The organism is Nonomuraea sp. NPDC049624, from assembly GCF_040675255.1.
Taxonomy (GTDB): domain Bacteria; phylum Actinomycetota; class Actinomycetes; order Streptosporangiales; family Streptosporangiaceae; genus Nonomuraea.
On sequence record NZ_JBFAOR010000006.1, the window covers coordinates 471,669 to 482,584 of the forward strand.

Below are 10,916 nucleotides of genomic sequence, written 5' to 3' on the forward strand. Positions count from 1 at the left end.
CGCTGCTGTGGTGGTCTCGTCCTCGGCGCAGAGGCTCGCGCGCGTGCTCATCACCGGCGTCTCGGTCGTCTATTCGCTCATCGGGCTGCTCTACTTCATGGGCGGCCCGGCGATCGGGCTGCTCGCGGCGGCCGTGACGGTCGCCGTCGTCTCCACCCACTACGTCAACATGCGGGCCGCCCTGCGCGGCGGGCGCCCGCCGCTGTTCCCGGCCACGCTGGTGCTCCAGGCCGTCGTCACCTACGCGGGCGACTACCTGCTGCCGAGCGGGTGGTCGTCGATCGCCGCCCCGCTGCTGGCCGGGACCCTGCTGGTGTTCCTGGGGCTGCGCTGGGCCGTGCCGCTGGTCGTCCTCATGATGACGTACGAGGGCGCCATCATGTGGATCGGCCCCCACTACGCCGTGGTCACCCTGTTCTACGTGATCGCCGTCCCCATCACCGGCTCGATGATCTACGTCCTGGTCCGGCTCGTCCGCGTCGCCGCCGAGCTGGAGGAGGCCAGGGCCGAGCTGGCCGACGCCGCCGTGCTCAAGGAACGCCTGCGCATCTCCCGCGACCTGCACGACGGCCTGGGCCGCAGCCTCACCGCCATCGCGCTCAAGGGCGACCTGGCCGCCCGCCTGATGGACCGCGACCCCGCCTCGGCCCGCGGCGAGGTGGGCGAGCTGGTACGCGTCGCCCGCGAGGCCGCGCAGGACGTCCGGCACGTGGCCCGCGGCTATCGCGCGATGTCGCTGAGCGGCGAGACCGACCGCGCGGCCGCCCTGCTGGAGTCGTCGGGGGTGAGCTGCCAGGCGCACCTGGCCGCCGTGACGCTGCCCCGGCGGGCCGAGGAGGCGCTGGCTTGGGGGGTGCGCGAGGCGGTCACCAACGTCCTGCGCCACAGCAGGGCCACCACCTGCACGATCACCACGTCGCTGCGCGACGGCCGGGTCCGCCTGGAGGTCGCCAACGACGGCGCGGCCGGCACGCCGGCGCGCGAGCCCGGCGGTGGCCTGACCGGGCTCGCCGAACGGGCCTCCCAGGCGGGCGGCACGAGCGCCGCCGCCCCCACGGACGGCGGCGGCTTCCTGCTGACCATGGAGGTTCCGGCGTGATCCGGGTGCTGCTGGCCGAGGACATGCACATGATCCGCGCCGCGCTCACCGCCCTGCTCCGGCTGGAGCCGGACATCGAGGTGGTGGCGGAGGTCGTGCGCGGCGACGAGATCGTGCCGGTGGCCCTCGACGTCCGGCCCGACGTGGCGGTCGTGGACATCGACCTGCCGGTGACCGACGGCATCACCGCCGCCGCGGAGCTGCGCGAACGGCTGCCGTCCTGCCGGATCCTGGTGCTCACGGCCATGGGGCAGCCCGGCCACCTGCGCCGGGCGCTGGCCGCGGGCATCGAGGCGTTCCTGGTCAAAGACGCGCCGGGCGACCGCCTGGCCGAGGCCATCAGGCGCACCGCGGCCGGCCTGCGCGTACTGGAGAGCGAGCTGGTCTCCTCGGCCATGGAGTACGGCGAGAGCCCGCTCACCCCCCGCGAGACCACCGTGCTCCGGCAGGCCGCCAGGGGCGCGACCGCCGAGGAGATCGCCGCCGGCCTGCACCTGTCGCCGGGCACGGTGCGCAACTACCTCACGGCCGCGATCACCAAGACGGGCGCCCGCAACAAGATCGACGCCGTCCGCGTCGCCGAGGACGCGGGCTGGCTCTAGACGTCGGTGACGCGCAGCCCGGCGTGGGCCTTGTAGCGGCGGTTGATCGAGATGAGGTTGGCGGTCAGCGCCTCGACCTGGTGGGCGTTGCGCAGCCGGCCGCCGTAGACGCCGCGCACCCCCGGGATCAGCTCGGCCAGCGCCTGCACGGTGTCGGTGGCCTCGCGGTCGTCGCCGAGCACCAGCACGTCGAGGTCGACCTTCTCCACGGCCGGGTCCATCAGCAGCACGGCCGACACGTGGTGGAAGGCCGCCACGACCCGGCTGTCGGGAAGCACCGCGGCGGCCTGCTGGGCGGCGCTGCCCTCTTCCACCGGCAGCGCGTAGGCGCCCTGCTTGTCGAAGCCGAGCGGGTTGACGCAGTCGACCACGATCTTCCCGGCCAGCTCGGCGCGCAACGACTCCAGCAGCGCCTTGTGCCCCTCGTACGGCACCGCCACGATCACGACGTCGGCCTCGGCCGCGACGTCGGCGTTGGCCCCGCCCCGCGCGCCCGAGCCGATCGAGGCGGCCGCCTCCTGGGCCCGCTCGGCGCTGCGCGAGCCGATCAGCACCGTGTGCCCGGCCAGCGCGAACCGCCGCGCCAACCCCTTCCCCTGGTCCCCGGTGCCGCCGAGGATCGCGACGGAGAGCCCGTTCACATCTGTCATGACTCCGATCATGCCAGCCCCGGCCGCGCGGGCCGCAGTCCGGGGGCGGCCACCCGGCCGCGAACGGGCCACCTGCGCCGCGCTCCTCGTGCACCATGGAGGCATGGACTCAGGTTCGGTGGCATTCCTGCGCGAGCTCCTGGCCACGACGGGCTGGCTCGAACGCACCCGCGAGCTGGGCCTGGCCCTGCGGACCACCCGCTCGCCCGGCGGCCTGCTGCTCGTCGGCCCCCCCGACGACGAGCCCTGGCACGTCACGGCCCACCTCAGCGACGAGGCCAAATTCTCCGGCCTGCCGCAGCTCGCCCCCACCCTGATCCGCTGGTCGCCGCCCGCCGACGCCCCCGCCCACCTGCGCGTCGGCCTCGACCGCCTGCGGCAGGCGGGCCGCGGCGAGACCCTGTTCGTGCTGTCGGAGCAGGCCGCGCCCGTCCCGCTGCTGGAACGCGTCGACGACGCCCGCCGTACAGGGGCGACCATCCTGGCGATCGAGGGCGCCGACTCCGAGCTGAGCGGGCTGGCCCACGACGCCATCGCCGTCCCGCCGACCGGGCTGATCACCTTCGACGGCGCCCAGCACCTGGTCAGCGCGGCGGCCGGCGAGGTCGAGCGGCGGGCGGGGCTGCGCGAGCGGCTGGCCCGCCTGCTGGAGAAGGTCAGCGGCCCCCGCCTGTCGGAGTAGGCCACGGCCGCAGGGTCGGGGCTGGGCCGCGCGACGGGGGCCGAGTGCGGCTCGCGGGTCAGGGATGGGCGGCGAGGCGGGGGCCGAGGGCGGTCCGCAGGTTCTCGGTGGCCTCCTCGATGGCGCCGATCACCACCGCCTGCACCGGGTCCGGCTCGCCCGACCGCGTCCTGCTCACCCGGGTGACCGCGTCCAGGCGGCGGGCCCCCACCTCCCGCACCTCGCTCACCCGCACCTCGCCCTCCGGCACGTCGAGCAGGGCGAGGGCGGGCACGATCGCCACCCCGTGCCCGGCGGCCACCAGCGCGAGCACCGGCGAGAAGTCGGTGACGACGTGCGTCCTGCGCGGCTCGACGCCGTGGATCCCGGCGAGCCGGTCGAGCGCCTGCCCGCACGCCTGGTCCGGCTCGGCGGCCACCCAGGGCAGGCGCATCAGGTCGGCCGTCGACTCCGGCTCGGGCCAGTCGGGCGGCAGCACGACCCGGAACTCGTCCACGTGCAGCGGCCGGACGTTCAGCGACGGCTGCGCCGGCACCGGCAGGCTCATGTCCTGCTCGGTGATGAGCAGGTCGACGGCGCCCAGCCGCAGCTCCTGGAGGGCGGGCTGGCCGTAGACCTCGTGGATGACCGGCGTGATGCGGGGGTGGCGCTCGGCCAGGGCGCGCATCGCCGGCACCAGCATGTGCTTGATGGCCGTGGGGAAGGCGGCGATGCGCACCGGCCCGGCCAGGCGCTCGGTGAACCTGGTCAGCTCCTTCCTGGCCTCGCTCAGCTCCTCCTCGACCCGCTCGGCGTAGCCGGCGAGCACGCGTCCCGCCGGGGTGAGCGAGACGCGGCGCTGCGAGCGGTCGATGAGCGCCAGCCCGACCTCGCGTTCGAGCTGGGCGAGCTGCTGGGAGACCGCGGAGGGGGTGAGGAACAGCGCCTCGGCCGCGCGCATCACGCCGCCGCGGCGGGCGACCTCGTGCAGGACACGCAGGCGTCGAGGATCAATATCCATGCAGGTCAGCTTACGTCTACCTTTAGCTTTCTTTATTTGTGCTTTAAGGCCAAAAATCCAGAGAATATCGGCCATGGATCTCCTCCTCGACGCCGTCGGCTGGGCCGGAGCCGCCCTGCTGCTGGCCGGGTACGCCCTGGTCTCGTCCGCGCGGCTGTCCGGCGACGGCGCGACGTACCAGGTCGTCAACCTGCTCGGCGCACTCGGGCTCATGGTCAACAGCGCCTACAACGCCGCCTGGCCCTCGACCGGGCTGAACCTCGTCTGGGCCGCCATCGGCACGGTGGCCCTCGTCAGACTCGTCCGGGTGGGAGCCGCCAGATGATCGTCGAACTCAGCCACCGCATCACCGAAGGCATGACCACCTACCCCGGCGTCCCCGGGCCGACGCTGGGCACCCACCTGAGCAGGGAGGACTCGCGCGAGGTCTACGCCCCGGGCACCGAGTTCGAGATCGGCGTGATCACGCTGGCCGCCAACACCGGCACCTACCTGGACACCCCGCACCACCGCTACGCCGGGGGCCAGGACCTGGCGCAGGTGCCGCTGAGCAGGCTGGCCGACCTGCCCGGCCTGGTCGTACCGGCCTCGGGGGACGGCCGTGAGGTGGTGCTCGACACCGCGCTCGACGTACGCGGCCGGGCCGTGCTGATCCACACCGGCTTCGACCGCCACTTCGGCACCGGCGCCTACTTCCGCGACCACCCGTACCTGGCGCCCGCGTCGGCGGCGTGGCTGGCCGAGCAGGGCGCGGCGCTGGTCGGCATCGACTCGCTCAACATCGACGACACCCCGCCGCACGGCGAACGCCCCGCCCACACGATCCTGCTGAAGGCGGGGATCCCGATCGTCGAGCACCTGACGGGGTTGTCGGCGCTGCCCGCGGAGGGGTTCAGGTTCCATGCCGCGCCCCCGATGATCGCGGGCATGGGCACCTTCCCCGTACGGGCCTACGCCGTGGTGCCGTAGGCGGGGGTCACTCGTCCTCCTGCTCGGCCTCGTCCCACGCCTTGTTGCGGTCGGCGGCGCGCTGCAACGCGCCCGCCGCCTCCTCCTCCGAGGCGTAGGGACCCATCCGGTCCTTGTTGGGGCAGCCCTGGTCGGGCTCGACCCGCATGTGCTTGAGACAGAACCACCACTGGCCTTCGCTCACATGGTCAATTCTGCCCCGTAGACTCGTGTTTCATGACGACACTGCTCCAGCCCGGGCGAGTCTCGCCCGTCCGGAAGGTTCCCGCCCACATCGAGCGGCCGGAGTACGTCGGCAAGAAGCGCCCCACGACCGGCGAGTCCGACGTGAAGACCCCCGAGATCATCGAGCGCATGCGCGTGGCGGGCCGCATCGCCGCGCAGGCGCTCGAGGAGGTCGGCCGGCACATCGCCCCGGGCGTCACCACCGACGAGCTCGACCGCATCGGCCACGAGTTCCTGATCGACCACGGCGCCTACCCCAGCACGCTGGGCTACAAGGGTTATCCCAAGTCGCTGTGCACCTCGATCAACGAGGTCATCTGCCACGGCATCCCCGACGACACCGTGCTGCGCGACGGCGACATCGTCAACATCGACATCACCGCCTACATCGGCGGCGTCCACGGCGACACCGACGCCACCTACCTGGTGGGCGAGGTCGACGAGGAGTCGCGCCTGCTGGTCGAGCGCACCCGCGAGGCGATGATGCGGGCCATCAGGGCGGTCGCCCCCGGCCGCCAGCTCAACGTGGTCGGCCGCGTCATCGAGGCGTACGCCAAGCGCTTCGGCTACGGCGTCGTGCGCGACTTCACCGGCCACGGCATCGGCACGAGCTTCCACTCCGGCCTCATGGTCCCCCACTACGACGACCCGTCGCTGCGGGTGGAGCTGGTGCCGGGCATGACGTTCACCATCGAGCCGATGCTCACGCTGGGCACGATCGACTACGACATCTGGCCCGACAAGTGGACCGCGGTGACCAAGGACCGCAAGCGCACGGCCCAGTTCGAGCACACCATCGTGGTCACCGAGTCGGGCAGCGAGATCCTGACCCTCCCCTGACCGGCCCTGGCCGTCAGCGCCGCCTGGGGATCGCCCCGCTCACCGTCGTGCCCTCGCCGGGCACGCCGTTGACCGACAGGGTGCCGCCGAGCTCGGCGAACGCGGCCCGCATCCGGGCGATCCCGCGCCCCGCGCCGCCCTCGGCGAAGCCCTGGCCGTCGTCGCTGACCGTCAGGCGCAGGCCGCTCGGGCCCGTGGTCACCGCCACCGCGACCGTACGGGCCCGGCTGTGGCGCTCGACGTTGGACAGCGCCTCGCGCATCGTCTCCATGACGCCGCCCGACACCCGTGAGGGCACGTCCGTGCCGGGCAGCGCCCAGGTCTCGACGGCGATCCCCGTCCGCTCCGACCATTGCGTCAGGAGGCCTTCGAGCGCCTCGGCCAGGCTCTGCCCCCCGCGCATGCGTGTCTCTTCCGCCAATGGTCTCGCCTTCCTCGGCACCCCGGGCCCGCGCCGGTCCCCACTCCGGCGCCCCGCACGCGTCGCGCAATCCCCCCTCAAGGTCTGCGCGCGCTAGCTGATGAGGTTATGCCCTTCTCCCCTGTGAGACAGGCTACCCGGCGGTCCTGAGACCTGTGGGCGGAGGATAGGGTGCCATGGCCGAACCGCTACTCGCCCTTGTCAGCGCGGTTGAGACGGGCGAGATAGTCGTTGTAGGAGTCGAGTTCGGTGTCGCGGGCGCCGCCCCGGTCGGCCTTGCGGTCGCCGCGCCGGGCCTGCCGCTCGTCGTCGCGGTACCACTGGGCCGCGATGGCCAGCAGCACGAGCAGCGTCGGGATCTCGCCGAAGCCCCACGCGATGGCGCCGCCGTCCTGCTGGGTCTGCAGGAGGTTGTCGCCCCACGTACGGCCGAGCGGCTCGTACCAGCCGGCGGCGATCACCGAGCCGGTCATCATCAGCGCGATGCCGAAGAAGGCGTGGAAGGGCATGGTGACGAAGAGCATCAGCAGCCTGCCGACGTACGGCAGCCGGCTCGGGCCCGGGTCGACGCCGATGATCACCCAGAAGAACAGCGAGCCGCTGAGCAGGAAGTGCAGGGTCATCCAGATGTGCCCCAGGTGCTCCTGCATGGCCGACTCGAACAGCGGCGTGAAGTAGAGGGCGTACGTGGAGCCGACGAAGACGGCCGTCGCCACGACCGGATGGGACATGACCTTGACCACCCGGCTGTGCAGGATCGTGGTGATCCATTCCCGGGGGCCCCTGTCGCCCCGCCGGGCCGCCGGCTTGAGCGCCCGCAGCGCCAGCGTGACGGGGCCGCCCAGGACCAGGAAGATCGGCACGATCATGGACAGCGTCATGTGCTCGATCATGTGCACGTCGAACAGGACCTTGGCGTAGCGGGCCAGGCCGCTCTGGGTGGCGAACACCAGCAGCGCGATGCCGATGAACCAGGCGGCGGTGCGCCCCCACGGCCAGGAGTCGCCGCGCCGCATCAGCCGGTAGACGCCGGCGCCGTAGAGCCCGGCGAGCACGGCGGCCACCGCGGCGAAGAACAGGTCGAACCACCACAGCGAGAACACGTTCGCGATCGTGATCTCCGGCGGGACGGGGAAGCCGAGCAGCTCGAAGGCCCGGTCGGCGGGCACGCTGAACTCGGGGGGCGGCGTGCGCGACAGCGCGACGGCCAGCCCGACGGTGGCCAGCATGAGCAGCGTCTCGCCGCCGGCCAGCCGGGTGAACGCCCTGGGCCGCCCCGCCTCCAGGTCGACGAGCGTGCGCTGCCGGTGCCAGTAGCCGACGTAGCCGAGCAGCACGAAGGCGACGATCTTGGCCAGGGCCAGCAGGCCGTACTGGGTGGTCCACAGGTCGGACAGCGCGCCGAGCCGGGCGACCAGGCTGAACACGCCGGACAGGCCGACCGCGACGAAGCACCACAGCGCCAGCGCGGAGAACCGGGCGGCGGCCACGGTGAGCTGCGGCTGCCCGCGCATCGCGTGCGCGGCCAGCACGACCAGGCCGCCCACCCACAGGGCGAGCGCGAGCAGGTGCAGTGAGACGGCCGAGGTGGCCAGGTCGTGGTTGGGCGAGGAGGAGGTGTGGCCGGTCAGCGGCGGCGGCAACATCGTCACCAGCGCGAAGACCAGCAGGCCGGCCGCGGACCCGGCGGTGATCGCGCCGCGCGAGAACAGCGCGATGGCCACCCCGAACAGCACCACCAGCGTGAGCGCCACGCCCTGCGTGGTCTGGGTGGCGGTGCTGGTCAGGTATTCCCGGTTGAGGATCTGCGGGACAGTACGGCCCCAGGAGTCGGCCGTGGTGAACACGATGGCCAGGAACGCCGAGGCGGCCCAGCCGAGCGCCGTCCAGGACGAGGCCCTGACGTAGAGCAGGCCGGACTTGCCGAGCAGGCCCTTGTCGTTGGGCAGCAGCAGGGCGGCCGTGAGCAGCAGGCCGACGGTGAGCACGCCGGTGACGTCCATCAGCAGCTTGGACACCGGCAGGCCCCACCTGACCACCGCGCCGGCGTCGGGCAGCCCGGGGATGATCCTGGGGAACGCCCTGCCGCCGGCGATCATGCCGATCACCAGGGCGGCGACCGCGGCCACCGCACCCGCGAGCGCGAGCCGCGCCGTTCTGCTCATGGCTTCTTCTTCCGCGCGCTGAACAGGAACCCGATGCCGATGCCGACCAGCGCGCCGATCACGATGACCAGCCAGGTCGGGAAGCCGCCCTTCGGCGTGGCCGCCGCCTGGTCGGCCGCGGGGGCGACCGGAGCGGCGGAGGAAGGAGCGGGGGCGGCGGTGGAGGGCGCGGCCGACGCCGCGTCGGCGGCCGGCGCGCTCGGCGAGGCCGCCGGGGCCGCCTTGACCGTGAAGGGGATCTCGCCCTCGATGGGATGGCCGTCGGAGGAGACGACCCGGTAGGCGAGGGTGTACTTCCCGCCCGGCAGCGGCCCCTTGACCGCCTGCCGCACCACCGCGCCGTCGACCTCGGGCTTGCCCTCCTGGAAGACGGCCTCGCCCGCGCCCCGGACGATGACGAACGGCATGCGCACCTTGGCGGTGAACTCCAGCCTGACCTCGTCGAGGGCCTCGACCTCGGCGCCCTTGGCCGGGTCGCTGCTCTTGAGTGAGTCGTGGGCCAGCGCCGGGGTGGCGGTGCCGAGCACGAACAGGGCGGCGAGAATCGCGGTGAGTGCCGCGAGCGGGGAACTCTTCATGGCACCACCAAGGCTACCGACGCCACCGCCCGGTCCTGACCTCGCTACAGCCCCGCGCAGGCGAGGGCCCGCTGGTAGGCGTCCACGGCGCCGTCGGAGTCGCCCAGCTGCTCCATGGTCTCGGCGGTGGCGTACCAGGTGGCCGCCGATCGGCGGGAGTCGGGCAGCGGCGCCAGCCAGTCGCGCACCGGGAGCACGTGGGCGCGGGCCTCCTCCATCCGCCCGACTCCGCCGTAGACCCGGCTCAGCAGCAGGTCGGCCTCCGCGCCCAGCGCCGAGCCCGAATACGGCAGCAGTTCCTGACCCGCCTTGGCCTGCTTGACGGCCTCGTCCAGGTTTCCGGTCATGGCCTCGGCGACGCCCAGCTCGATGCGCACGCGGGCCCGCTCGATGGGGCTGGTGGAGGTCTGCTCGTGCTCGACGACGCCCTGGCGCAGCATGTCGCGGGCGGCGGCGGCCTCGTGCGGCCGGGCCTTCAGCCGCCTCTGGGCGAGCGCGAGCCGCATGATCGCGATGCTGCGGGGCTGACCGTGCTCCAGTTGCACGGCCATGGCCCGCTCGGCGAAGGCCAGCGCCTCCTCGGTGTGGCCGGTGATGGCCGCCGTGTTGGAGGCCATCCAGTTGGCCGCCACCAGCGAGCGCGGGGTGCCGAGGGCGTCGGCCGCGTTGAGCAGCTCGGCCGCGAACTGCCGGGCGCGCAGCAGGTCGCCGCGCTCCATGTACGCCGCCAGCAGGCTGCCGCCGAGCTCCACGAGCAGATCGTTCCAGGCGGGCCGCGCCGAGGCGTTGAGTATGCGCTCGGCGACCTCGACGGCCTCGGTGAGCCGCTCGCTCTCCCGGTAGCTGCGGCACAGGTTGATGGCGATCTCGATCCGGCGCTCGGCCGACAGCTCCTCCTCCCGGAGGCGCAGCAGGATGGCGATGGCGCCGTCGAGGTCGCCGCCCGCCTGGGTGGCGAGCGCGAGCCCGAATTCGGTGTCTTGACGAAGGGCCGTCAACCCTGTCAGGTTGTTGTTCGCCAGCAACTCGGTGAAACGTGTACGCGCTTCGGCGACCTCACCGTTCTCCAGCGCCAGACGCGCGTAGCCGAGTGCCAGCTCGATGTCCTCCATCTGCTCGGCGGTCACGCCGTTGATCAGGTAGGACAGCGAACAGTCGAGTTTCTGTGCCAGCAACTCCAGGACGGCGGGGGTAGGGGTACGCTTGCCACTCTCGATCAAGGAGACGTAGCTGTCCGACAACTCGGGGTGTGCCAGCTGTGCCTGTGACAGGCCGCGCTGTCGCCGAACGGTCTTAATACGGAGGCCGACCAGGTCAGATGTGGTCACAGTCGTTGCTCCCTGAGATGATGAAGTCCGAGCAACCCCACATAGGCGAGGGAGAACCCCCATGCGCATGCGTATTGCCCTGTCTGCGCTAGCCACCGTGCTCATCGCAGCGGTGGCTGTCGCAGGCAATGTTACGGCGGCGAACGCCGAGACGTCTGCACTCTATTCGGGCCAGGACTTGGCGCACTGCTGCTGAGCGGCTGACCTCACCATGAGGGGGTGCGTCGCGCACCTCTGGGGCTTGCACCGCACCAAGCCTTCGAGGGTGTGAAAGCGCACCATGAGGACGACGTCCTCGAGCCCGTCGATGTGCCCCCTCTTCCTCCGTCTGGCCGAGAGCGTACCTGACGCCGTCTA

General features: G+C 72.4%; 13 protein-coding genes. 6 read left to right on the forward strand and 7 right to left on the reverse strand.

Annotated features, from left to right (window positions below; translation table 11 throughout):
- Nucleotides 1-7 precede the first annotated feature (7 nt).
- Nucleotides 8-1,099, forward strand: a complete 1,092-nt coding sequence (locus tag AB0J76_RS26900; RefSeq protein WP_352323859.1) for a histidine kinase — start codon at nucleotides 8-10, stop codon at nucleotides 1,097-1,099.
- On the forward strand, nucleotides 1,096-1,701 hold the full coding sequence (locus AB0J76_RS26905) for a response regulator transcription factor (protein WP_352323860.1): 606 nt from the start codon (nucleotides 1,096-1,098) through the stop codon (nucleotides 1,699-1,701). Before AB0J76_RS26900 ends, AB0J76_RS26905 begins: the two co-directional genes overlap by 4 nt.
- Here the strand turns inward: AB0J76_RS26905 and npdG are convergent.
- Complete coding sequence (gene npdG, locus AB0J76_RS26910; RefSeq protein WP_352323861.1) at nucleotides 1,698-2,351, reverse strand: NADPH-dependent F420 reductase; 654 nt, start codon at nucleotides 2,349-2,351, stop codon at nucleotides 1,698-1,700. The two genes, AB0J76_RS26905 and npdG, sit on opposite strands and share 4 nt — an antisense overlap.
- Before the next feature lie 103 nt (nucleotides 2,352-2,454).
- Here npdG and AB0J76_RS26915 point away from each other — a divergent pair, with 103 nt between their 5' ends.
- Nucleotides 2,455-3,033: a hypothetical protein gene (locus AB0J76_RS26915; RefSeq protein ID WP_352323862.1), complete on the forward strand. Its 579-nt coding sequence runs from the start codon at nucleotides 2,455-2,457 to the stop codon at nucleotides 3,031-3,033.
- Between the two features lie 58 nt (nucleotides 3,034-3,091).
- Here the strand turns inward: AB0J76_RS26915 and AB0J76_RS26920 are convergent, their stop codons facing one another.
- Entirely contained in the window at nucleotides 3,092-4,033 is a 942-nt protein-coding gene (locus AB0J76_RS26920; protein WP_352323863.1) for a LysR family transcriptional regulator, read from the reverse strand.
- Nucleotides 4,034-4,106: 73 nt separating this feature from the next.
- Here AB0J76_RS26920 and AB0J76_RS26925 point away from each other — a divergent pair, with 73 nt between their 5' ends.
- Together AB0J76_RS26925 and AB0J76_RS26930 are read left to right on the forward strand one after the other, a co-directional pair.
- Complete coding sequence (locus AB0J76_RS26925; protein WP_352323864.1) at nucleotides 4,107-4,358, forward strand: hypothetical protein; 252 nt, start codon at nucleotides 4,107-4,109, stop codon at nucleotides 4,356-4,358.
- Complete coding sequence (locus AB0J76_RS26930) at nucleotides 4,355-5,002, forward strand: cyclase family protein (RefSeq protein WP_352323865.1); 648 nt, start codon at nucleotides 4,355-4,357, stop codon at nucleotides 5,000-5,002. The genes AB0J76_RS26925 and AB0J76_RS26930 overlap by 4 nt, the downstream gene beginning before the upstream one ends.
- 7 nt (nucleotides 5,003-5,009) lie before the next feature.
- Here AB0J76_RS26930 and AB0J76_RS26935 read toward each other — a convergent pair whose 3' ends face one another.
- Nucleotides 5,010-5,186 carry a hypothetical protein gene (locus AB0J76_RS26935; protein ID WP_352323881.1) on the reverse strand — a complete coding sequence of 59 codons (177 nt, stop codon included), beginning with the start codon at nucleotides 5,184-5,186 and terminating at the stop codon, nucleotides 5,010-5,012.
- Nucleotides 5,187-5,218: 32 nt separating this feature from the next.
- On the opposite strand from AB0J76_RS26935, the gene map reads away from it, so the two are divergent.
- Entirely contained in the window at nucleotides 5,219-6,067 is an 849-nt protein-coding gene (map, locus tag AB0J76_RS26940) for a type I methionyl aminopeptidase (protein WP_352323866.1), read from the forward strand.
- A 13-nt stretch (nucleotides 6,068-6,080) separates the two neighbouring features.
- Here the strand turns inward: map and AB0J76_RS26945 are convergent, their stop codons facing one another.
- The 4 genes from AB0J76_RS26945 to AB0J76_RS26960 form a co-directional block, all read right to left on the reverse strand.
- Nucleotides 6,081-6,470 (reverse strand): ATP-binding protein, encoded by a 390-nt coding sequence (locus AB0J76_RS26945; protein WP_352323867.1) that lies wholly within the window; start codon nucleotides 6,468-6,470, stop codon nucleotides 6,081-6,083.
- Between the two features lie 206 nt (nucleotides 6,471-6,676).
- Nucleotides 6,677-8,653, reverse strand: a complete 1,977-nt coding sequence (locus AB0J76_RS26950; protein WP_352323868.1) for a cytochrome c oxidase assembly protein — start codon at nucleotides 8,651-8,653, stop codon at nucleotides 6,677-6,679.
- Entirely contained in the window at nucleotides 8,650-9,231 is a 582-nt protein-coding gene (locus AB0J76_RS26955) for a copper resistance CopC family protein (RefSeq protein ID WP_352323869.1), read from the reverse strand. The genes AB0J76_RS26950 and AB0J76_RS26955 overlap by 4 nt, the downstream gene beginning before the upstream one ends.
- A gap of 44 nt (nucleotides 9,232-9,275) precedes the next feature.
- Nucleotides 9,276-10,559 carry a helix-turn-helix domain-containing protein gene (locus AB0J76_RS26960; RefSeq protein WP_352323870.1) on the reverse strand — a complete coding sequence of 428 codons (1,284 nt, stop codon included), beginning with the start codon at nucleotides 10,557-10,559 and terminating at the stop codon, nucleotides 9,276-9,278.
- Between the last annotated feature and the right edge of the window lie 357 nt (nucleotides 10,560-10,916).